The following is a 20763-nucleotide window of genomic DNA, read 5'->3' as shown; positions in this document are numbered from 1 at the left end:
TATACAACTAAAAAAATACTGTAATTTAAAGGAGATAAATTATCATGGAAAAAATCTTTAAAGTAACTAGCGACTCAGGAATTCATGCTCGTCCAGCAACTCTACTTGTAAACACTGCAAGCAAATTTGGTTCTGACATTAACTTAGAGTATAACGGAAAAAACGTTAACTTAAAATCAATCATGGGTGTTATGTCTTTAGGCATTCAACAAAACGCAGAAATTAAAATCACTGCAAATGGTGATGATGCAGCTCAAGCACTAGCAGCTATCGAAGAAACTATGAAAAACGAAGGATTAGGAGAATAATGACTCTTAACATTCAAGGGATCGCTGCATCAAGTGGGATTGCTATTGCAAAGGCTTTCAGACTTGAGAATCCTGAATTTAACATCGAAAAGAAATCAATTACAAACGAAGCTGCTGAAATTGCACGCTTAGACGCTGCGCTTGAGAAAGCAAAAACTGAATTAGAAGCAATTAAGGACCATGCTTTTGCTGAGCTGGGTGCTGATAAAGCTGCGATCTTTGAAGCACATTTATTAGTGTTAAATGATCCAGAACTAGTAAACCCAGTAAAAGATAAAGTAAATAGTGAAAAAGTAAATGCTGAATTTGCAATGGATGAAGTTGCATCAATGTTTATTTCTATGTTTGAAAACATGGATAACGAATATATGAAAGAACGTGCTGCGGACATTCGTGACGTAACAAAACGCGTTCTTGCACATTTACTAGGAATTAACTTCTCAAACCCTGGTACAATTTCTGAAGAAGTAATCATCATTGCTGAAGATTTAACACCATCTGATACAGCTCAGTTAAACCGTAAGTATGCAAAAGGTTTTACAACTGATATCGGTGGACGTACATCTCACTCTGCAATTATGGCTCGTTCTATGGAAATTCCTGCAGTTGTTGGTACGAAAGTTGTTATGGAGAAAATCCAAAACGGCGATATCGTAATCATCGACGGTTTAGATGGAGAAGTAATTGTAAATCCATCAGAAGAAACTCTTCGTTCTTTTGAAGAAAAGAAAGCGAAATTTGAAGAGCAAAAAACTGAATGGGCAAAATTAAAAGACCAAGCTACTGTAACAAGTGATGGACATCACGTTGAGCTTGTTGCAAATATCGGAACACCAAATGATGTACAAGGTATTATCGATAATGGCGGAGAAGGCGTTGGTTTATACCGTACAGAATTCTTATACATGGGCCGTGACAATCTTCCAACAGAAGAAGAGCAGTTCGAAGCGTATAAAGCAGTTCTTGAAGGTGTAAAAGAAGGTCAACCTGTTGTTGTTCGTACACTTGACATCGGTGGAGATAAAGAGCTTCCATACTTACATTTACCAAAAGAAATGAACCCATTCTTAGGATACCGTGCAATTCGCTTATGCCTTGATGAGCAAGATGTGTTCCGTACACAACTTCGTGCATTACTTCGTGCTAGCGTATACGGTAACTTAAAAATTATGTTCCCAATGATTGCAACTCTTGATGAGTTCCGTCAAGCGAAAGCAATCTTATTAGAAGAGAAAGCGAAACTTGTAGAAGCGGGTACAACTGTTTCTGATTCTATTGAAGTGGGTATGATGGTTGAAATCCCAGCTTCAGCAGTATTAGCAGATCAATTCGCAAAAGAAGTTGATTTCTTCTCTATCGGAACAAATGACTTAATCCAATACACAATGGCTGCAGACCGTATGAACGAACAAGTAGCTTACTTATACCAACCGTATAACCCATCTATTTTACGTCTTGTAAAAATGGTTATTGATGCGGCTCATAAAGAAGGCAAATGGGCTGGTATGTGTGGTGAGATGGCGGGAGATTCACTTGCTATCCCATTATTATTAGGATTAGGTTTAGATGAGTTCAGTATGAGTGCAACATCTATTCTTCCTGCAAGAACACAACTAAGCAAGTTGTCAAAAGCAGAAATGGAAACATTAGCAGAAAAAGCACTAATGATGTCAACTGCTGAAGAAGTTGTTGAACTAGTTAAAAGCATATAATTAATAAAAAAACCTGAGTCGATTTGAAATCGGTCTCAGGTTTTTTCTATGAGAAAAGTAACTCTTATTTTCTTACTATAGAGGATAAGACACAGAACTAGATAGCGATAGCAACGATATCAGTTGGGCATACACGTAAAATACCATTAAAAGTATTACGTTGACGGTTCTTATCATCTTTGTCGTTGTCTTTATCATCTTTATCATTATTGTTACGAGCTAAAGCAGAGAAAAGAGCAACGCCGTTAGCGAAACCTTCAAAAATTACATTGTTGAAAGATCCAATACCTTTAATGCTTAAAAGAGAAAGTTCTGTTCCAACTGAAATGCTAGCAAGTACGTTACATACAGCTGGTTGTTGTGGTTTTACCTCTCTCTCTTTCTCGCGATGGTCACGATGGTCGCACTCTCTTTCACGATGATGACAGTCTCTAAAGTTATCACAGCATCCAAATGATCCAAACATAATCCTCATCACCCCCTTCACACTTATAATCTATGTAAGTTCGGTAGTTAGTGACTGGACAGAGAGTGGAATTTTTTATGGGGGATTTTCTCATTTTAAAAGACTAGCTGGGTGTTTAGTACGGAATGATGTTTAAAATAGGGGAAATATCACAAAAAAGTGTAAAGACCACCGAAATGAATGAAATAGGTAGGCTTTACACTTTTTTACTTTTATATAAAACGATGATATATACAGGGAGAGCTAAGAGTAGTGGTGCAATGGATCTTGCAGTATGTTTTTCTGCGTCTAATTGGAACGTTTCTTCTTTTGGGAATTGTAACACTGATATGTTTGTAGCATCGCCAATAAAATATAACAGTAGTACAGTTACTATGTAACTTAAAAGTGCGATAAAGCTTCCGTATGAACTCAATGAAAATCCCTCTCTTGTTATCTATTTGTTATCATTGTATCATAATTGTAACAAAAACACACGGTTATATTTCGATACTTTAACAAAATTCGACACGAAACGCCATTTATGTGTATGGGAATAGCATGAAATTTACTATTTTTTTATGTATAGATGTCGAATGATACATTGTAATATTACGGGTGTGTGACAAAAGAAAAAGAAACGAAGGTAATGAAATTACCTTCGTTTCTTTTTTATCCCGTATTAACAGCCAGTAAGCCCCTCACATTGATTAAAGGTTCACTTTATTATTTTGCCCATTCACTCACTTGTTCTACACTCATTCGTGGTGCAGGATGACCTTTTAAAGTTGATTCACCAATTGTAATAAGCATAATTGGTACGTAACGAGATGAAACATTGAATTCTTCTGTAAGTGCTTGTGGGTTGAAACCACCAATAGCACAAGTATCCCAGCCAGTTGCTTTAGCCGCAAGCATAAGTTGCATTGCTGCTAAAGATGCATTTGAAAAGGCTGCATCTCTTGGAAATTGTTCACGAGCATATGCAGACTCAATATTTTTAGCTAAGCGCTCTTTTGCTTCTTCTTTCATAAATCCTTGTTCTACAATTGGACCATAAACTGGTTCAACGTTTTTATAAGCTTCTAAATCACCTAAAATAGCGACTACAGCAGAAGCATCAAGTATTTGTTGCTGGTTATAAGCAATTGGATGCAATCGTTTCTGTACATCTTCACCTTGGAATACAAGGAATTTCCAGTGCTGCAAGTTCCAAGCAGAAGGTGCTTGAGCAGCTCCCTTTAAAATCTCGTGTAACTCTGTAGATGAAATTTCTTTCTCTGGGTTGAATGCACGTGTAGATGTGCGTTCGTATAGAACATTAAAAAAGTTGTCGTTTGTCATTATATATCCTCCAAGTAACATATCAAATTATAAAAAATACATGTAATATATTCTACTTACATTTTGTAAGTTGTCGAATTTAAGAATATAATATCTTTATTTTAATTGTCAAGTTTTAAAGAGGAAGCTAGGGCATTCATACAAACGATACAATTCCTATCATCATACACTAAAAAAGGAATTTATAGAGAAAAAGCGAAGAGAGCATTCTCAATTAGCTTGTTAATATGTGTCCCTTACTCATTAAAGTATTTAGAGAACAGTCTTTTTATAAAATGTTTGTGAGGAATGCAGTAGAACAAGATATATGAAGTGAGTGAAGACTAGTGATGAACATACTACATTTTTTATTAGAGAATACGGTTTTCCAAAATGTATTACAAGATCTTCAGTTAAATGTCCTTTATATAGAAAATGGATGCACACATCAACAAACGATAGAAAATATTCATCCAAAATGTATGTTTATAGCAAATAGTTTTGAAGAAGGAGAATTATTGTATCAGAGGACTAAACCACATATTGTAATTATGTATGTAACAGAGTTTTCTCAAATAAAATATATAAAGAATATGTATAATCCACAGAGTACATTTATTGTCATTTGGGATCAACAAATAACAAGCGAGTTTACAGAGGTGCTTACGTTAGGAATACGTAATATTGTGATAGCCCCTGTGACCCCACAAATGGTGTTAGAGGAAGTGAATAAGAGTTTGTATCAGCTTTCTTTAGTGCGGCAAGTAAGTTTGCAACAAGAACTACTTCAAACGATGTTTGATTTTCAAAATGATCTATTATTTATAGTAGAAGACGATGAGATTGTTGATTGTAATACAAATTTTTTAGAGTTTTTCGGATATGAAAATTTATTTGCCTATCGTGAGCAACATTTAGTATTTGCTGAACATTTTATTAGAGAAAACGGATACTATTCAACAACCCATGATATAACATGGTTAGATGATACATTATCATATGATAGAAGAATTAAGATGTCCAATTATGAAGGAGAAGTGTCAACTTTTTTATTGCGTGCGACACCACTGCCAGAAGATTTATCAAGATTTATTGTGAAGTGTACAGAGATTACAGAATTAGATGAAATCTATCAAGAACAAGAAAGGCTTGCTATGATAGATTCGTTAACAGAGATTTATAATCGTTTGAAGTTCCAACAAATACTAGAGGCAGAATGGGATAATGCAATGCGTAACGATGAAAAAATAGCACTTATTTTATTTGACATAGATAATTTTAAAACAGTAAATGACACGTACGGCCATGATTTTGGTGACTTAGCATTAATTCAGCTTGCAGAGCTTATGAAATCTAAAGTGGAGCAGCAACATGTATTTGCAAGGTGGGGAGGAGAAGAATTTATTATATTAGTAACGAATACAGTAGAAAAAGAAGCATTTCAGGTTGCGGAATCATTACGATTTTTCATTGAAACAAAGCATTTCTCCGGAATTTCGAAATTAACAGCGAGTTTTGGAGTCGCGTTATATGAACAAGGGATTACAAGAGAAGAATTAATGCAACGAGCGGATATCGCATTATATGAAGCGAAAAAAAATGGAAAAAATCAAGTGTGTGTATATAGAAAAGAAAAAAAGTGATTTTTCGCAACAAATTGTTGCGATTTTTTTTTATTGTTTGATAATAGAATGTGGGGGGGATTTTGGACGAAGGAATTATGGAGGAACAACATGATAAAAAAAATAATGACGATGGCTTCGCTGTCTGCTGTAGTTTGTGGTGGAGTATACTATTTTCTCTATAATCCCAATATAAAGGAAAGCACTGTATTAACAACTAAGGTGAATCCTACTATTGAATCAGAAGTACAAGAGAATATAGAAGAAAAAGAAGAACAACAAATTGATTATGCTAGTATATCTCAAAAGTTAGATCAATATTTAATAGGAAAGCAATTTAATGGAACAGTTTTAGTAACAGATAAAGAGCATGTTATATTGAATAAAGGATATGGATATGCTGATGTTCAAAATAAGATAGAAAATACGCCTCAAACAAAATATCGTGTCGGTTCTATTACGAAAACAGTCGTGGCCACATCTATTTTACAGCTGCAGGAACAAGGGAAGTTAAATATTCAAGATAATGTAAATAAATATATTCCCTCTTTTCCGGTAGATAAAAATATCACCTTATATCATTTGTTAACACACACATCAGGTTTACCAGAAAGCGGAAAAGGAAAAGTGAATGCAGCTTCTCGTATAAATTTAGTAAATTGGATTGGAAGTCAAAAGTTAGAATTTCCACCAGGCGCAGGTTGGAGATATACAGATTATAATTATATGGTGCTTGCCTATATTATAGAAAGCATATCAAAAAAACCTTTAGGAGATTACATAAAAGAAAATATATTTACTAAAGCAGAAATGCATGAATCTGGTATGGGAAATATGGCTCAGGGAGATCAGCATTTTACTAAAGGATATGTAAAGAAAGAGAATGTACTTGAACCTGCACAAAAATTGTTAATGGAGTGGTTATACGGATGCGGTGAGATGTATACGACAGTTGGCGATATGAAGAAGTTAGACGAAGCGATTATAAATGGGAAACTTCTTTCTGAACAAAGTAGACAAGCGATGTTTTCACCTTCAACAGAACGAAAATATGCATATAGTTTTTACATATATCCGGATTATTTTCATAATCATGGTGTACTATCTGGTTGGAACACTTTCAATAATTTTAATAAAGAAAAAGGCACTTTTGTTATATTATTTTCAAATGTGAAAAATAGTATAGATGATGATTTTAATAATGAGTTTCGAAAGATGGTAAGTGATTTATTAGAACAAAGGGGATGAGAAAATGGAACGTAAAAATGTATCAATAGGTTTCATCGGTATTGGTGTAATGGGAAAAAGTATGGTGCGTCATTTAATGCAAGACGGCTATCAAGTATATGTATATAATAGAACGAAAATGAAGACAGACTCTTTAGTGCAAGATGGTGCGAATTGGTGTGATACACCGAAAGAGTTAGTGAAGCAAGTTGATGTTGTAATGACTATGGTTGGATATCCACATGATGTAGAAGAAGTGTACTTTGGGATAGATGGGATTTTGGAGAATGCAAATGAAGGTACGATAGCAATTGATTTCACGACATCTACACCAACATTGGCAAAACGTATTAATGAAACCGGTAAAAGTAGGAATGTATATACGTTAGATGCGCCTGTATCTGGAGGAGACGTTGGTGCGAAAGAAGCAAGGCTCGCAATTATGGTCGGTGGTGAAAAAGAAATATATGAAAAATGTTTACCGTTATTTGAAAAACTAGGAAGAAACATTCAGTTGCAAGGACCAGCTGGAAGTGGACAACATACAAAAATGTGCAATCAAATTGCGATTGCTTCTAACATGATTGGAGTATGTGAAGCTGTTGCTTATGCAAAAAAAGCTGGACTAGATCCGGATAAAGTATTAGAAAGTATTTCAACGGGAGCAGCAGGTAGTTGGTCATTGAGTAACTTAGCTCCTCGAATGTTAAAGGGAGATTTTGAACCAGGGTTTTATGTAAAGCACTTTATGAAAGATATGAAGATAGCTTTAGATGAGGCTGAAAAATTACAATTACCAGTACCAGGTTTAAGTTTGGCGAAGGAATTGTATGAAGAGTTAATAAAAGATGGGGAAGAGAATAGCGGAACACAAGTGTTATACAAAAAATACATAAAGGGGTAAATGAGATGGATCTTCAAAAATTTGATGAGATGATTGATACTGTACAACGAGCAATTTGTATACAAATTAATGAAAAACAAAAAGAAGCTTTTAAACAAAAGTATGATTTTGAGCCGGAATTCGAATATGGAAGAGATGAGAATGGGCATTATGTTATTCGAACTTCAAAAAAGATGTTAGAAGAAATGGATTTTTATTTGGCATTGAAATATGATCGAGATGGAGTTGACCTTTATATGCAAGCAGAGATTGACGGTATATGTCACGTATCTGTTAGCTATAGTGAAGACGTCTTGCACCTACAAGAATTGTTTCAATTTCTAGAAGAAAATAAATAAAAGTCCTCAAATGAGGACTTTTATTTATTTTTAATTTTAAAATTATAAGCTAGAAGCCCGGCGACATCGTTCGATTGGGAATGGAATAACTTGCGCGATGTGATTAGGACCGAATTGCTTTGCACGAGCATGGCGTACTATATAAAATGCACACAGAATTGAAACAGGAATAGCACCGAATAAGCCGAAAAATAAAGCGCTTACACAAGATGCGACAAAACCTAAAACACCAACTTCCAACTCTTCCATAATAGCTCCTAGAATAACAGGAAGTGCTCCACACGTAACCCCTAGTATAAGTGCGATAAGTAAACTCATGATTATCCCCCTCTGTTTGCGATATTCTTTTCCTTTTTATTTAATTGTAGTATATCATATACAAAACAGAATTTTCAGAAAAAATTCAAAAAAAGTTCAATAAATGTTCAAAAAGTGTTAAAAAATTCGCTTAAAACATAGAAGGGGGGAGATTGTTTTGGAATAGACGGAATCATATGCTTGAGAAAATAAAAAATCAGGCTTATTTCATTTTTGGAAATAAGCCTGTTCCATAGGAGGATGTATATATGTAGAGTGAATAAAAGGTTGGAAAAGGGGATCCAAGTCCTTTTATTCAACTAACCACCTTAATAAATTGGAACCCAGCCTTCAGTTGTAACAAAAATACGAATAGCTACAACTTGACGATCATCTTGCAAGGTAAAATAATGTCTTGCATTTTCAGGAACAGATATGAGATCGCCTGGCTCAAGTTCAACGTCAAAGAATTTCCCATCTTTTCCTTCAATAGCAAAGATGCCATGACCACTAACAATAAAGCGAACTTCATCATCAGTATGATGGTGTTCTTTTTGGAAATTAATTAATAATTCGTCAAGGTTAGGTGTGCTATTTGAAAGTGAAATTACATCATGTGCTTTATAACCTCGGCGCGCTGAAACATCAGCGATTTCTTTTGAAAACACAGCTAATATTTCAGCCTTGTTTTCATCTGTTAACGAATAATTTTCATTTAAATAAGTAGGAAGTTTAGAGATGTTCCATTTCTCATATAAAACGCCTTCCTCTTGTAGAAATTTAGATACTTCCACTTCATTTTCGATGCGAGTATTTACTTCATGAATACGAATTTGCGCCATTAGAAACGCCTCCTTGAATTGATAATAGTTTTATATGAAATTGGAATAAAAACTCATAAGCTTCTAATCTTTTCTTTGCATCAAAGCTATCTCGGCCCCATACGGTAATACCATGGTTACGGATCAATACTGCTCCCGAATCTCCTTGTATATGCTTTCGGAAGTTTTCTCCAAGCGTTGGGATATGGGCATGGTTTTCGATAATAGGAATGTGAATTGTTGCACCTTCTTCCCAAATATCGAGAGCTTTAATAATTTCTTGATTTTGAAGGACGACTGCATCACTGTATAAATTTGTGATGACATTATTATCAGTTGTATGAACATGAAGTACGCACCCAGCATTCGTATTGTTATAAATATGGGTATGCAATATTGTTTCTGCTGAAGGGCGTAATTCAGTCTCTAATACGGGAAGCCCTAGATGATCTACTAATAGAAAATCATCTGGAGTAGTTTTTGTTTTATCTTTACCACTTGCTGTAATAAGAAAAGTAAGTGGCTCATGACTAACCTTTATAGAAATATTACCACTCGTTGCTGGAAACCAATTTCGTGTTGTTAATTCTTTTTTTATCTCGCTTAAGTCATACCATTGACGAAAAAGTTGTTTCATGATTTCACCTCCAACAAATGTTTTAATTGGGTTTGAACATCGTGAAATGTTTCAAACGGTGTATAAGCAATATAATTCTCTTCACACTTTGTAATAAGGAAGTCACGAGCAAATACTTTATCTGCTTGTTTCGCAGCTTGTAAATCAGTAATTGAATCTCCAATTACAATATGGAAGTCATTCGTATCACTTAATTTACGGATTAAAGATGATTTACATAATCCGCAATGATTTTGACAATGATGATCACAAGGATGAGGCCACTTAACTGTAATGAATTCATTTGAAAAGTCTGTTTCATTACAGTAAATTTGCTCTTTTGGAATGATTCCTTGTAAGAGTGGATAGACGAAGAAATCCATTCCACCTGATATAACGTAAAAAGAAATGTTATTTTCATTTACAAATTGTATAAATTCATGAAAACCACTACGGATTTCAGCAGTTTCTATTAAAAATTGAATCATATCATCGTGTAGGCTAGTAGGTATTAATTGAAATAATTGAGAAACACCTTCTTGAACAGACAGCTCTTGTGATAAAATTCTATTCTTTACTTCTTCGGCTTCTGGTGGTGCGAATTTTTCCATAATGGACATAATGTTATCATTATTTGTAATCGTGCCATCGAAATCACAAAATACTTGAATACTCATAATTTCACCCCATGAGAGGGATTTCCCCATATTTGTAGTGCACTATGCAAATTTATGTCATCTACTTCATGGAGTGGTGTATTTTGCAAAGTAGCATCAATTGCAGTACGGAAAGCTTTACCGCCCCCTTGCGCTCCACTCGGATGTCCATGTATCCCGCCGCCAGCATTAATAACAACATCTTTACCGAAATCTCGTAGAATAAAGGGAACGAAACCAGGGTGAATACCAGCAGACGGAACAGAAAAACTCTTCTTGAAAAATGCATCGTCTTCAGTTAAATATTTTGAGATAGCAAGAGCCTCCTCTTTTTCTAGTGCAACACTTCCGTATGGAGATGGGAATAATGAAAAGTCAGCACCAGCATAACGTAGTAGCTTTCCTAGTAATAATGGTGAGGAAACTCCATATAACTTGGATGCTGAATAAGCACCACTTACAGCAGGGTGTGCCATAATAGGAACTGGGATTTCATCATCTTCTGCAAGTGATTGTAGTACATCTAGTCCGTAAGCAAATACATTAAATAATAGAATATCTGCCCCAGCTTGCACTGCGCGTTTCGCATTTTCTTTTAAATCAAAAGTTCGTCCTGTTAAATTTACGGCATATAACGTTTTATGTCCGTATGTTTCATATACTGAGTCTAAAACTTCTTTTCCAGATACAATGCGTTTCGTAAGTGGTGTTAATGTATTCTCAAATAATATTTCATCATCTTTTACTATATCTACACCACCAATTGCTTGATCGCGTAATTGCGTTTTTAAATACCCAATATTTCGTCCAATCATTCCTTTGAAAATGCTCATTAAAAGGGGACGCTCATGCACTTGTAAAAGATTTCGAATGCCATCTATCCCGAATTTCGGACCAGGGAAATACTGTTTTAACTCGTCTGAAAATGTTAAGTCGATTAATTTCACTTCGCCATCAAGTGATAGCTTTCCGAATGTAGTTGTTAAAATTGCTGGTAAGTCTGGACTGAAGTTTAATAACGGATATTCGATTTTAATAATCCCACGTTTAACTTTTTTACGTAAATACGAATTGGTATGTTCTTGTTCAGCTAATTCCTCAACATGAATGACGTTGCCTTTATGCTGTTTTAATTGTTCTTGCAATAAGTGTGGCAAATGAGTCCAAGAGCCAATTGTTAAACCGAGTGCAATTTGCTCAGCTTTTTTTTCTAAGTTATGTGAATCATCATGGATTAAATACGTCGCTATAATTCCGCTCATTGTTAAAACCTCCTAGTTAAATAAAAAAACCTCTCAGCTAAGGAGAGGTTTTTTTACAACCAGCTCCTTATCTGTCAGCGTAATGCTGCGAGAATTAGCACCGTGTCTACAATTGTAGATCGGTTGCCGGGTTTCGTCGGGCTCGTCCCTCCACCTGCTCTTGATAAGAAGTATTTAGAAATGTTTAAATTTTTAAGATAACTGAATTTTGTCAGATATTTTTCATGTTGTCAATTACTTTTTGAAAAAATTTAATTTATCAATTCGATTAATGGCTTCTCGTAATCTATCTTCTGTATGCAAGAGACCAACACGGACATACCCTTCGCCATGCTCACCAAATCCAACACCAGGAGCAACTGCAACGTGTGCTTTTTCTAGTAAAATATCAGAAAATTGCTCAGATGTATATCCTTTCGGAACAGGAAGCCATGCAAAGAATGAGCCTGTTGGAATGTCTACATTCCAACCAATTGAGTGACAAGCTGAAACAAGAGCGTTTCTTCGAGATTCGTAACTATTTACAAGGTCTATTACGCAAGACTGTGAACTTAATAGTGCTTCGCGGGCAGCATCTTGAACTGCACCAAAAATACTAACATACATATGATCTTGTAATAAGTTAATTGTCTCAATCACACTTTCATTCCCCACAGCAAAAGCGATGCGCCATCCAGCCATATTGAAAGTTTTCGATAGAGTGTAAATTTCAATACCTGTATCTTTAGCACCGTCTGCTTGCAAGAAACTAACAGGTTTTTGACCATCGAATCCAATCGCACCGTAAGCAAAATCATGAATGACTAATATATTATGTTTATTAGCAAAATGAATGGTTTCATCAAAGAAATCTTTTGATGCAGTAGCACCGGTCGGATTATTTGGATAGTTTAAAAACATTAACTTTGCACGCTCAGCGGTAGTGGCATCAATTTTTGTATAATCTGGTAAAAAATTATTTTCTGCAATAAGCGGCATTGTTTCAAATTGTGCTTTTGCTAAAGCAACTCCTGATAAATAATCTGGATAGCCTGGATCTGGAACGAGAATAGTATCACCAGGGTTTGTAAAACAAAGTGGTAATTCTACTAATCCAGCTTTTCCACCAAACAAAATAGCAACTTCTGTTTTTGGATTTACTACTACATCATATTCGCGTTGATAGAATGTTGCCACGGCTTCTTTTAAACTTTCGTGTCCGCGAAATGGTGGATATTTATGATGAATGGTCTTTTCAGCAGCATCTTGTAAAGCTTTTACGATATGCTGCGGTGTTGGTTGATCTGGATTACCTTGACCTAGATTAATAACATCGTGACCTGCTGCTACGACTTTGTTAACTTTTGCAACAAGTGAAGCGAAAAATTGTGTAGGCAATGATGTTACTATCTCAGAAGGTTGAAATAATTTCATACTTTCCACCTCTTTTGAAAGTTGTTACAATTCTAGTGACAAATGATATAATCTTTCCAGTATTTTGTAAAGAAAAAAATTAAGAATGGGGCTGACAAAATGAAAGTCGCATGTATTCAAATGGACATTGTCTTTGGAGATGTAGAAAAAAATATTGAGAATGCTAAAAATAAAATAAGCGAAGCGATGAAGGAAAGACCAGACGTTATTGTCTTACCAGAATTATGGACAACGGGATATGATTTAACGAGGCTTACTGAAATTGCAGATAGGGATGGATTGCAAACGAAAGAAAAGCTGAAAGAATGGTCGAAGCAATATGGTGTACATATTGTCGGTGGGTCTATAGCGAAGCAAACAGAGCAAGGTGTTACAAATACAATGTATGTGGTAAACAAGGAAGGAGAACTAGTCAATGAATATAGTAAAGTGCATTTATTTCAGCTTATGGATGAACATAAATATTTAATCGCTGGAAATAGTACAGGTGAATTTAAGTTAGATGATGTAGAGTGCGCCGGCACAATTTGTTATGACATTCGTTTTCCGGAGTGGATGCGCGTTCATACTGCGAAAGGTGCAAAAGTTTTATTTGTTGTAGCAGAATGGCCATTAGTTCGTTTAGCACATTGGCGTTTGCTATTGCAAGCAAGAGCAGTTGAAAATCAATGTTATGTTGTTGCATGTAATAGGGCAGGGAAGGATCCGAGTAATGAGTTTGCCGGTCATTCTCTAATTGTCGATCCTTGGGGCGAAGTTGTTGTAGAAGCGAATGAAGAAGAATCAATTTTATTTGGAGAGCTTCATTTTGAGAAAATTAAAGAAGTACGCAAAGGAATTCCAGTTTTTGCAGATCGTCGTCCAGAATTATACAAATAAAATGTTGACAAGTGATTTTTATTCTTGGTATAGTCTTCAACATAAAGTTAAAAATTCAAAAAATTATACAACTCTTATCAAGAGCAGGTGGAGGGATTTGGCCCGATGAAGCCCAGCAACCGACCGTAATACCATTGTGAAATGGGGCGTTTATTTACGCCAAAAGGCACGGTGCTAATTCCAGCAGAAAGTAAACCTTTCTGGCAGATAAGAGGGGAGAAGATAAACTTCAAACCTCTTTCTTTGTGGAAAGAGGTTTTTCTACGTCAGAAAAACCTCTGAATTTAAAAAAGGGGGAGAAGACGATGGGATATTATTCATTAACTGAAACGACAGCTATACAATATGCGAAAGAACACGGTTATTTTGAAAAGAAAGCAAATGTAGTTTGTCATGAAATTGGAGATGGAAATTTAAATTACGTGTTCAAATTAGATGATGGAGAGAAGTCTATTATAATAAAACAAGCACTGCCATATGCGAAAGTAGTTGGTGAGAGCTGGCCACTGTCTATAAAAAGAGCGACGATTGAAAGTAAAGCATTACAAATTTTTGCGAAGTATGTGCCGGAATATGTGCCGGTAGTGTACAGTCATGATGAAGAGTTAGCAGTAACGGTCATAGAAGACTTATCAAGGCTAACAATTACAAGAAAAGGATTAATAGATGGAGAGGAGTACCCACTTTTATCCCAACATATTGGTCGCTTTCTAGCACATGTTTTGTTTTATACTTCAGATTTCGGTTTACAATCAGAAGAGAAAAGAGTGTTAGATAGTGAATTTGTTAATCCAGATCTTAGTAAAATTACGGAAGATTTAGTGTTTACAGATCCGTTTAGTCATTATGATACGAATGATTATGAACCAGAGTTACAACTAGCGGTGGATGAACTGTGGAGTGACAAAAATTTAAAATTAAAAGTAGCACAGTATAAATATAAGTTCTTAACAAGAAAAGAAGCGCTTATTCATGGTGATTTACATACTGGTAGTATTTTTTCATCACCTGCTGAAACGAAAGTAATTGATCCAGAATTTGCAACATACGGTCCATTTGGATTTGACCTTGGTCAATTTATTGCAAATTTATTATTAAATGCACTATCCCGTGAAGAGGAAAAAAGAAGTGTGCTATTTTTCCATATTGAGAAAACATGGAGTTATTTTGTAGAAGCTTTTACGAAATTATGGATTGGAGAAGGCGTAGAAGCATATACGAAAGAGAAACAATGGTTGCCAATTATTTTGCAAAATATTTTTACGGATGCCGTTGGATTTGCTGGATGTGAGCTTATACGTAGAACAATTGGTTTAGCACATGTAGCTGATTTAGATGAAATAGCAAATAAAGAAACGAGAATCCAAGCTAAAAAACAAGCGCTATCCTTAGGTAAAGAACTAATAAAATATGAATCTAAGAGCGCTGACATTCAACTGTTCCGAACGTTATTTCAACAGACAGTTTCTGGAGGGGTAAAAGCATGAGTACAATTGTTACTGTTCCGAGGTCTGTCAGTTGGAAAGGTGATGCCATTGCAGTATTAAATCAAACAAAGTTGCCGCATAGTACAGAATACAAAACATTAACGACGATTGAAGAGGTATGGAAAAGTATTGTCATGCTAGAAGTACGAGGAGCACCTGCAATTGGAATTGTAGCTGCATTTGGTTTGGCGCTTGCATCAAAAAAATATAATACTGTACATATGGAAGAATTTCAAAAGAAGTTTAATAGAGATTGTAATTATTTAGGAACGTCACGCCCGACAGCAGTCAATTTATTTTGGGCAATCGATCGTATGAGAGAATCCATTCGAGAAATTACTAAAATAAAAGAAGCACAAAAAATATTAGAAGAAGAAGCACTTCTCATTCAGCAAGAAGATGAAGCGGTATGCCGGAGTATTGGAGAACATGCATTAACATGCTTTAAAGACGGTGATAACATTTTAACAATTTGTAACGCTGGAAGTATTGCAACTGCTAGATATGGTACTGCATTAGCACCGTTTTATATTGGGAAAGAAAAAGGTGTACGTTTACATGCGTATGCATGTGAAACGAGACCGGTTTTACAAGGCGGGCGTTTAACGACATGGGAATTAAAACAGGCAAATATTGATGTAACACTTATTACAGATAATACGGCAGCGCATGCTATTCAAACGAAAGAAATAAACGCAATTATTGTAGGAGCGGACCGAATTGTCGCAAATGGAGATACAGCAAATAAAATCGGAACAATGAATTTAGCTATATTAGCAAAGTATTTCGATATTCCATTTTACGTTGCAGCTCCGTTATCTACGTTTGATATTACGAAACAAATAGGTACAGAAATTGTTATTGAAGAAAGAGATGAAACCGAAGTTACGAAAATTTTTGAAAAACAAGTGGCGCCAATTGGAACTGATGTTTATAATCCTGCATTTGACGTAACACCGAATGAATTAATTACAGGTATTATTACTGAAAAAGGCATCATACATGGAGATTATAAACGGGAAATTGCATCATTATTTGAAAGACAAGCTAATACATAATAGCTTGTTTTTTTATGCCTAAATGTATTTCGTACTCTTATTTATATAATGAAAGGGGGAGAGAAAGATGGAAGAGTGGATCAAGATGATAGGTAATGTAGGGTTTCCGATTGTTGTAACATTATATTTACTCCATCGTATTGAAAGTAAATTAGATGGGGTAATTGTTGCAATCGAGAAACTCCCTAAACAATTACTAAAGTAGGAAGGTCCTCGCGATAGAAAGTAAAATAAAGTTTGCTCTTCGTGAGCAAACTTTATTTTTTACCCCGCATTAATGGGAAGTAAAAGCCTTCACTTTATTGAGCAGTATAACCACCATCGATAACAACGGCTTGTCCAGTTATACCTCTTGCTTTTTCACTCGCTAAAAACATAGCATAATCAGCGATTTCTTGTACTTGCAATAAGCGTTTTTGTGGTACAAGTGGATAAATAACATCTTCTAAAACATTTTCAAGTGGTACATTTCGTGTAGTAGCTAAATCTTGTAGTTGATTACGTACAAGAGGGGTATCGACATAACCAGGACAAAGCGCATTAACGGTAATTCCGTGAGTAGCGCCTTCTAAAGCGGCAACTTTTGTTAATCCGATTACGCCATGCTTCGCGCTATTGTAGGCGGATTTTCCCGCAAATCCAACGAGGCCATTAATGGAGGCTACATTAATAATTCGGCCATACTTTTGTTTTTTCATGATTGGGAAGGCATGCTTAATTGCGATAAAAGGAGCGATTTGCATAATTTTAATAAGCAGTTCGAACTTTTCGGTTGGAAAATCTTCAATTGGTGAAACGTGCTGCATTCCTGCGTTGTTAATTAATATATGTAATGAACCGAAATGCGTAACGGTTTGAGAAATTGCAGCGGTAATTTCTTCTTCAGATGTAACATCACATTTTAAACCGATAGCTTGATAGCCTTCTTTTTGTAATTGTTCAGCAGCTTCTTTTGCACGTTCTTCAAGACGGTCGGTAATAACAACTTTTGCACCTTCTTTTGCAAAAGCGTTTCCCATTTCATAACCAATGCCACTTGCAGCGCCTGTTAAAAAAACAACTCGATTTGTAACCATGATGAAAAACATCCCTTCGTCATAAAGTTCTCATATTGCTCTATTTAGAGAGTGGATAATGAAAATCCTGCAAAGATTTGGAAAAATATCGTTAGCTATCTTGTTTTGCAAAATAGTCTCTGCTATACTATTTTGTAAAGCAAGATACTTACGCTTATCTATCTTGTAAAACAAGATAGTGGGAGGATTTGAATTATGTCGACAAGTCAAATGCTGAAAGGGATTTTAGAAGGATGCTTACTTGCTATTATTTCTGAAGGTGAAATATACGGTTATGAAATGAGTGAAAAGCTAGCGAAGTATGGCTTTACAATGGCGAGTGAGGGAAGTATTTATCCGTTATTAATACGAATGCAAAAGGAAGGATTAATAACAAGTGTAATGAAGGAATCTTCATCTGGCCCAAAGCGAAAATATTATACATTAACAGAAAAAGGCGAGGAAGCACTTAATGAATTTATGGATCGCTGGGAAGCGATGCAAAGTAGTGTAGAGCGTCTACTTGAAGGGAAGGGGAGAAAAAAATAATGATATCCAGTGAAGCACGAAAGTTTTTATTAGATATGAGATTATTTTTAGTGGCAAAGGGTGTGAAAGAAAGCGATATTGAAAATTTTATAGAAGATGCAGAACTCCATTTAATTGAGGGTGAGAGTGATGGGAAAAGTGTAGAAGATATTTTCGGAAGCTCACCGAAAGAATATGCAAATGAACTTGTAAAAGTAATGGAAAAGGATAGACAGGAAACGTGGAAGCAAATTGGTTTTACAGTAATGAATATCGTATCGTTTTGGATTATTGCTTCTATCTTAATAGTGAATAACGGAATGTTACAGATTTCACTTATTCAGTGCATTGGCTATAGCTTTACATTGATCGTAGCTGTAATGGGTCCTAATTTTCTACTTCGTAAAATGACCTTCGTAACAAGCTTTACAAAAACATGGTTTTCTATGTGGTTTTTAGTCATGATTGCGCCAATGTTTCTAATAGGAGTTGTTACGATATTAGATGTAATATATCCTACAAAAATGCTCACATTCACCGAAATGCAAAGTTATATATTAGCTGGAGGTATTTTTATTATCACAATAGGGATAAATATGTATTTTGAAGGATGGTTTAAAAACTTATATTTAATCATTCCGCTTTCAATTATGTTAGTGTTTAAAACATTTACATCAGAAGATCTCGTACCAATGTTATTTCAAATTATATGTTTATACGGAAGTTTATTTATTTTAATTTTCCTTGAAATTATGATGAAGACGAATAGAAAAGAAACGGTTAAATAAGGGAGAGGTTATCATGCAAATTTCTAAAGAAGGAGAAAAGTTTTTAATCGATACAAAAGTGTATTTAATAACAAAAGGAATGAAAGAAGAAGATGTGGACGCTTTTATAGAAGATGCAGAACTTCATTTAATAGAAGGTGAGAAAGAGGGAAAGACGGTAAGCGATATATTCGGTGATTCACCAAAAGAATATGCGGAAGAATTAGCGAAAGAAATGGATAAGGATAAAGGCGGGAGTATAAAGAGTATTCTTGCCATGATAATTGGTATTGGCGGGTATTGGATATTAACTCATATTTTATTTAATAATCCGAATCAGCAATTTATACTAACGAATATACAGTTAATTGGCTATCCTATCGTCTTAATCATTACGATTATTGGAACCATTGTTGCGTTTAGAATGTCTTCTTTTAAAAATAAATTTGTAGAGTTCGGGATTATTTACATAATAGTAATGGTTCCCATTTTATTATTAGTATTATTGATGTTTATTGATAAATGGTACGGGACACCTATTTTGCAATTGTCGACAATGCAAACATATATATTAGCAGCAAGTATCTTTTTATTGCTTTTCGTTGGAGAAGTGTATGTTCTTGGTTGGATGGGTGTTTTGGTGCTACTTGTTCCTTTAGCGATTATGTTTATATTTAAAGGATTAGAAGAAAAAAATGTATTTTGGGGAATTGCAAAGATATTACTTATGTATGGAAGTATATATGGATTAATGAGATGGTCTTTAAAAATTGAAGAGAGAAAAAGTATAAACGAGTAGTTCAAAAAAAGTGGCTGCTCTGGATATACAATAAATTATTTCCAAAGAAATACTATATTTTGATTTTAAGAGAGATTACGCTTAGATGTATAGTGTATCCTTTGGCAGCCGAGAATTGGTTTGTTGATTAAATAAGTTGTTTTAAACAGTAACATGACAGTTACTGTTTTTTTCTTTGTAATAAAGAGCTTTGTAAAGAGAGCTCTTTTTGTTCGTTTGTTAATAAGGAATGAATATGGACGTTTTCAGGACGAGGTACGATAGGGTACATAAGATTTGTTGGAGAAGGATGGTGCTCCGAGCCAGTTGGGGAATGAGGATCTGCGTGAGTAAGTTTTCCGTGAATACGTCTTGTAAATAAAATATGACCGACTTCGTGAGCGAGCGTGTATATATTTTTCATGGGGGCAGCCGAGTTTGTTAAAACGATATAACCAGTAAGTTGCTGTTGTTTTGCTAAAGAGTAAGCGCAGGCAATTACGGCTGTTTCTTTGAAATAATCACTGCCAATATAACAAATGTAAAGGTCGCATTCAGGAGCTTCATTTACACACGTTTGGAAAAAGGATGCTAATTTTTCCTGACTTTGAATAGAATTTTTATAACTAATTTCACGGTCAGAAAAACGAAAAAGTTCATTTAAAATAATTACGTCTTTAATTTGAAATGTAATGGGGTGCCAAATTGATTCTGCAACTGCTAAATCTTTTGCGATACGGTCATCAGAAATATTGGCGCCTGGAGTAATGCAAATACATATATTGACGTATGGATCCATAAGGAACACCTCAACTGAAAAAAATTCTTCCTATAATATATGTTGGGAAAAGACCCTATGTATGGATAAACGCCTTGTTTATTACAAGTCGAAAAAATTTCATAGTTCTATAACGTAGTGTGATCATCTTTTTGATATAGTAAAGGAAAGGGGGAGAATATATGTATACATTAAAAATCGTTTCAGACAGAGAAGCTCTTTATCAATTTGCAAGTTATGTAAGAGTTGTGCAAGGGGTGGAAGATGTATATGTAGAGGTGGGAGAACCTTTATATGAACATCCATTAATGAAGTTTTATGTACATATTAAGCTGGGGGAAACATATGAGCAACATAAAGCGTTACAAGAAATAGCAAGATTAGTAGAATTAGGGCGTTTTACATACGTTCATTATCGTAATGATGAAATTGAAGAAGCTTTTGAAGCTGTAAAATATGAAAGTTTTAAGAAATAAAAATGGAAAAAAG

Annotated in this window: 25 protein-coding genes and 2 riboswitches; of the genes, 14 read left to right on the top strand and 11 right to left on the bottom strand. The window is 35.0% G+C overall.

The annotated features are described in order from the left end of the window. Positions 1-44: 44 nt before the first annotated feature. Entirely contained in the window at positions 45-308 is a 264-nt protein-coding gene (ptsH, locus tag NHG49_RS20570; RefSeq protein ID WP_000411080.1) for a phosphocarrier protein HPr, read from the top strand. Beyond that, on the top strand, positions 308-2020 hold the full coding sequence (gene ptsP, locus NHG49_RS20565) for a phosphoenolpyruvate--protein phosphotransferase (protein ID WP_000174214.1): 1713 nt from the start codon (positions 308-310) through the stop codon (positions 2018-2020). Before ptsH ends, ptsP begins: the two co-directional genes overlap by 1 nt. Positions 2021-2117: 97 nt before the next feature. Here ptsP and NHG49_RS20560 read toward each other — a convergent pair whose 3' ends face one another. The 3 genes from NHG49_RS20560 to NHG49_RS20550 form a co-directional block, all read right to left on the bottom strand. Then, complete coding sequence (locus NHG49_RS20560) at positions 2118-2486, bottom strand: DUF3915 domain-containing protein (protein ID WP_060749672.1); 369 nt, start codon at positions 2484-2486, stop codon at positions 2118-2120. Between the two features lie 196 nt (positions 2487-2682). Further along, a complete protein-coding gene (locus NHG49_RS20555; RefSeq protein ID WP_000100492.1) occupies positions 2683-2901 on the bottom strand; it encodes a hypothetical protein in 219 nt (72 codons plus the stop codon). A 290-nt stretch (positions 2902-3191) separates the two neighbouring features. Further along, entirely contained in the window at positions 3192-3809 is a 618-nt protein-coding gene (locus tag NHG49_RS20550; protein WP_000180385.1) for a nitroreductase family protein, read from the bottom strand. A gap of 329 nt (positions 3810-4138) precedes the next feature. Between NHG49_RS20550 and NHG49_RS20545 the strand changes: the two genes are divergently transcribed. The 4 genes from NHG49_RS20545 (at position 4139) to NHG49_RS20530 (ending at position 7879) form a co-directional block, all read left to right on the top strand. Continuing rightward, positions 4139-5431, top strand: a complete 1293-nt coding sequence (locus NHG49_RS20545) for a GGDEF domain-containing protein (RefSeq protein WP_258126475.1) — start codon at positions 4139-4141, stop codon at positions 5429-5431. Between the two features lie 90 nt (positions 5432-5521). After that, entirely contained in the window at positions 5522-6658 is a 1137-nt protein-coding gene (locus NHG49_RS20540; RefSeq protein WP_000591954.1) for a serine hydrolase, read from the top strand. 4 nt (positions 6659-6662) lie between these two features. Next, positions 6663-7541 (top strand): NAD(P)-dependent oxidoreductase, encoded by an 879-nt coding sequence (locus NHG49_RS20535; RefSeq protein ID WP_258126474.1) that lies wholly within the window; start codon positions 6663-6665, stop codon positions 7539-7541. 5 nt (positions 7542-7546) lie between these two features. Next, a complete protein-coding gene (locus NHG49_RS20530) occupies positions 7547-7879 on the top strand; it encodes a DUF3909 family protein (RefSeq protein ID WP_088047222.1) in 333 nt (110 codons plus the stop codon). Between the two features lie 42 nt (positions 7880-7921). On the opposite strand, the gene NHG49_RS20525 is transcribed toward NHG49_RS20530, so the two are convergent. The 6 genes from NHG49_RS20525 to NHG49_RS20500 all read right to left on the bottom strand — a co-directional run bounded on the left by NHG49_RS20525 (position 7922) and on the right by NHG49_RS20500 (position 12944). Further along, a complete protein-coding gene (locus NHG49_RS20525; protein WP_000054671.1) occupies positions 7922-8197 on the bottom strand; it encodes a hypothetical protein in 276 nt (91 codons plus the stop codon). Positions 8198-8505: 308 nt separating this feature from the next. Further along, on the bottom strand, positions 8506-9018 hold the full coding sequence (locus tag NHG49_RS20520; protein ID WP_000057324.1) for a 1,2-dihydroxy-3-keto-5-methylthiopentene dioxygenase: 513 nt from the start codon (positions 9016-9018) through the stop codon (positions 8506-8508). Then, the gene (locus NHG49_RS20515; RefSeq protein WP_088047225.1) at positions 8996-9634 is read right to left on the bottom strand and encodes a methylthioribulose 1-phosphate dehydratase; all 639 of its coding nucleotides are present in this window, start codon (positions 9632-9634) and stop codon (positions 8996-8998) included. The genes NHG49_RS20520 and NHG49_RS20515 overlap by 23 nt, the downstream gene beginning before the upstream one ends. Continuing rightward, positions 9631-10290 carry a 2-hydroxy-3-keto-5-methylthiopentenyl-1-phosphate phosphatase gene (locus NHG49_RS20510; protein ID WP_098076555.1) on the bottom strand — a complete coding sequence of 220 codons (660 nt, stop codon included), beginning with the start codon at positions 10288-10290 and terminating at the stop codon, positions 9631-9633. The genes NHG49_RS20515 and NHG49_RS20510 overlap by 4 nt, the downstream gene beginning before the upstream one ends. Beyond that, on the bottom strand, positions 10287-11531 hold the full coding sequence (gene mtnW / locus NHG49_RS20505; RefSeq protein ID WP_064474906.1) for a 2,3-diketo-5-methylthiopentyl-1-phosphate enolase: 1245 nt from the start codon (positions 11529-11531) through the stop codon (positions 10287-10289). The genes NHG49_RS20510 and mtnW overlap by 4 nt, the downstream gene beginning before the upstream one ends. A gap of 64 nt (positions 11532-11595) precedes the next feature. Continuing rightward, positions 11596-11701, bottom strand: a riboswitch (SAM riboswitch). Between the two features lie 64 nt (positions 11702-11765). Next, positions 11766-12944 carry a pyridoxal phosphate-dependent aminotransferase gene (locus NHG49_RS20500; RefSeq protein WP_064474907.1) on the bottom strand — a complete coding sequence of 393 codons (1179 nt, stop codon included), beginning with the start codon at positions 12942-12944 and terminating at the stop codon, positions 11766-11768. Between the two features lie 99 nt (positions 12945-13043). Between NHG49_RS20500 and NHG49_RS20495 the strand changes: the two genes are divergently transcribed. The 4 genes from NHG49_RS20495 to NHG49_RS20480 all read left to right on the top strand — a co-directional run bounded on the left by NHG49_RS20495 (position 13044) and on the right by NHG49_RS20480 (position 16573). Then, positions 13044-13823 (top strand): carbon-nitrogen family hydrolase, encoded by a 780-nt coding sequence (locus NHG49_RS20495; protein ID WP_064474908.1) that lies wholly within the window; start codon positions 13044-13046, stop codon positions 13821-13823. Between the two features lie 71 nt (positions 13824-13894). Continuing rightward, positions 13895-14037, top strand: a riboswitch (SAM riboswitch). Between the two features lie 91 nt (positions 14038-14128). After that, positions 14129-15310: an S-methyl-5-thioribose kinase gene (gene mtnK / locus NHG49_RS20490; RefSeq protein ID WP_000542694.1), complete on the top strand. Its 1182-nt coding sequence runs from the start codon at positions 14129-14131 to the stop codon at positions 15308-15310. Then, positions 15307-16368 carry an S-methyl-5-thioribose-1-phosphate isomerase gene (gene mtnA / locus NHG49_RS20485; protein WP_000104620.1) on the top strand — a complete coding sequence of 354 codons (1062 nt, stop codon included), beginning with the start codon at positions 15307-15309 and terminating at the stop codon, positions 16366-16368. Before mtnK ends, mtnA begins: the two co-directional genes overlap by 4 nt. 67 nt (positions 16369-16435) lie before the next feature. Next, positions 16436-16573, top strand: coding sequence for a YvrJ family protein (locus tag NHG49_RS20480; RefSeq protein ID WP_000393326.1), 138 nt, complete (start codon positions 16436-16438; stop codon positions 16571-16573). A 94-nt stretch (positions 16574-16667) separates the two neighbouring features. On the opposite strand, the gene NHG49_RS20475 is transcribed toward NHG49_RS20480, so the two are convergent. Next, positions 16668-17444 (bottom strand): 3-hydroxybutyrate dehydrogenase, encoded by a 777-nt coding sequence (locus NHG49_RS20475; protein WP_048562412.1) that lies wholly within the window; start codon positions 17442-17444, stop codon positions 16668-16670. Positions 17445-17639: 195 nt separating this feature from the next. Between NHG49_RS20475 and NHG49_RS20470 the strand changes: the two genes are divergently transcribed. Genes NHG49_RS20470 through NHG49_RS20460 form a run of 3 tightly spaced genes read left to right on the top strand, consistent with a single transcriptional unit; the run spans position 17640 to position 19517 of the window. Continuing rightward, positions 17640-17972 (top strand): PadR family transcriptional regulator, encoded by a 333-nt coding sequence (locus NHG49_RS20470; protein WP_193673332.1) that lies wholly within the window; start codon positions 17640-17642, stop codon positions 17970-17972. Then, a complete protein-coding gene (locus tag NHG49_RS20465; RefSeq protein ID WP_149173464.1) occupies positions 17972-18739 on the top strand; it encodes a DUF1129 domain-containing protein in 768 nt (255 codons plus the stop codon). The genes NHG49_RS20470 and NHG49_RS20465 overlap by 1 nt, the downstream gene beginning before the upstream one ends. A gap of 13 nt (positions 18740-18752) precedes the next feature. Next, positions 18753-19517 carry a DUF1129 domain-containing protein gene (locus NHG49_RS20460; RefSeq protein ID WP_149173465.1) on the top strand — a complete coding sequence of 255 codons (765 nt, stop codon included), beginning with the start codon at positions 18753-18755 and terminating at the stop codon, positions 19515-19517. A 160-nt stretch (positions 19518-19677) separates the two neighbouring features. Here the strand turns inward: NHG49_RS20460 and NHG49_RS20455 are convergent, their stop codons facing one another. After that, a complete protein-coding gene (locus tag NHG49_RS20455) occupies positions 19678-20295 on the bottom strand; it encodes a hypothetical protein (protein ID WP_048562415.1) in 618 nt (205 codons plus the stop codon). Between the two features lie 161 nt (positions 20296-20456). Here NHG49_RS20455 and NHG49_RS20450 point away from each other — a divergent pair, with 161 nt between their 5' ends. After that, on the top strand, positions 20457-20750 hold the full coding sequence (locus tag NHG49_RS20450; RefSeq protein ID WP_000288329.1) for a DUF3928 family protein: 294 nt from the start codon (positions 20457-20459) through the stop codon (positions 20748-20750). Positions 20751-20763: the final 13 nt, after the last annotated feature.

This window comes from Bacillus sp. IBL03825, from assembly GCF_024712505.1.
Classification (GTDB): Bacteria; Bacillota; Bacilli; order Bacillales; family Bacillaceae_G; genus Bacillus_A; species Bacillus_A wiedmannii.
The sequence above is the reverse complement of the archived record's forward strand: the minus strand, read 5'-3'. Positions and strand labels throughout refer to the sequence as shown.

Bases quoted from the DNA above. Each gene is read 5' to 3' on its own strand.
- NHG49_RS20520 (WP_000057324.1), bottom strand. From the start codon at position 9,018: ATGGCGCAAATTCGTATTCATGAAGTAAATACTCGCATCGAAAATGAA.
- NHG49_RS20550 (WP_000180385.1), bottom strand. From the start codon at position 3,809: ATGACAAACGACAACTTTTTTAATGTTCTATACGAACGCACATCTACA.
- NHG49_RS20450 (WP_000288329.1), top strand. From the start codon at position 20,457: ATGTATACATTAAAAATCGTTTCAGACAGAGAAGCTCTTTATCAATTT.
- NHG49_RS20480 (WP_000393326.1), top strand. From the start codon at position 16,436: ATGGAAGAGTGGATCAAGATGATAGGTAATGTAGGGTTTCCGATTGTT.
- mtnW (WP_064474906.1), bottom strand. From the start codon at position 11,531: ATGAGCGGAATTATAGCGACGTATTTAATCCATGATGATTCACATAAC.
- NHG49_RS20530 (WP_088047222.1), top strand. From the start codon at position 7,547: ATGGATCTTCAAAAATTTGATGAGATGATTGATACTGTACAACGAGCA.
- NHG49_RS20500 (WP_064474907.1), bottom strand. From the start codon at position 12,944: ATGAAATTATTTCAACCTTCTGAGATAGTAACATCATTGCCTACACAA.
- NHG49_RS20540 (WP_000591954.1), top strand. From the start codon at position 5,522: ATGATAAAAAAAATAATGACGATGGCTTCGCTGTCTGCTGTAGTTTGT.
- NHG49_RS20535 (WP_258126474.1), top strand. From the start codon at position 6,663: ATGGAACGTAAAAATGTATCAATAGGTTTCATCGGTATTGGTGTAATG.
- NHG49_RS20525 (WP_000054671.1), bottom strand. From the start codon at position 8,197: ATGAGTTTACTTATCGCACTTATACTAGGGGTTACGTGTGGAGCACTT.
- NHG49_RS20545 (WP_258126475.1), top strand. From the start codon at position 4,139: ATGAACATACTACATTTTTTATTAGAGAATACGGTTTTCCAAAATGTA.
- NHG49_RS20455 (WP_048562415.1), bottom strand. From the start codon at position 20,295: ATGGATCCATACGTCAATATATGTATTTGCATTACTCCAGGCGCCAAT.
- NHG49_RS20495 (WP_064474908.1), top strand. From the start codon at position 13,044: ATGAAAGTCGCATGTATTCAAATGGACATTGTCTTTGGAGATGTAGAA.
- NHG49_RS20460 (WP_149173465.1), top strand. From the start codon at position 18,753: ATGCAAATTTCTAAAGAAGGAGAAAAGTTTTTAATCGATACAAAAGTG.
- ptsH (WP_000411080.1), top strand. From the start codon at position 45: ATGGAAAAAATCTTTAAAGTAACTAGCGACTCAGGAATTCATGCTCGT.
- NHG49_RS20470 (WP_193673332.1), top strand. From the start codon at position 17,640: ATGTCGACAAGTCAAATGCTGAAAGGGATTTTAGAAGGATGCTTACTT.
- NHG49_RS20560 (WP_060749672.1), bottom strand. From the start codon at position 2,486: ATGTTTGGATCATTTGGATGCTGTGATAACTTTAGAGACTGTCATCAT.
- mtnK (WP_000542694.1), top strand. From the start codon at position 14,129: ATGGGATATTATTCATTAACTGAAACGACAGCTATACAATATGCGAAA.
- mtnA (WP_000104620.1), top strand. From the start codon at position 15,307: ATGAGTACAATTGTTACTGTTCCGAGGTCTGTCAGTTGGAAAGGTGAT.
- NHG49_RS20510 (WP_098076555.1), bottom strand. From the start codon at position 10,290: ATGAGTATTCAAGTATTTTGTGATTTCGATGGCACGATTACAAATAAT.
- ptsP (WP_000174214.1), top strand. From the start codon at position 308: ATGACTCTTAACATTCAAGGGATCGCTGCATCAAGTGGGATTGCTATT.
- NHG49_RS20475 (WP_048562412.1), bottom strand. From the start codon at position 17,444: ATGGTTACAAATCGAGTTGTTTTTTTAACAGGCGCTGCAAGTGGCATT.
- NHG49_RS20515 (WP_088047225.1), bottom strand. From the start codon at position 9,634: ATGAAACAACTTTTTCGTCAATGGTATGACTTAAGCGAGATAAAAAAA.
- NHG49_RS20465 (WP_149173464.1), top strand. From the start codon at position 17,972: ATGATATCCAGTGAAGCACGAAAGTTTTTATTAGATATGAGATTATTT.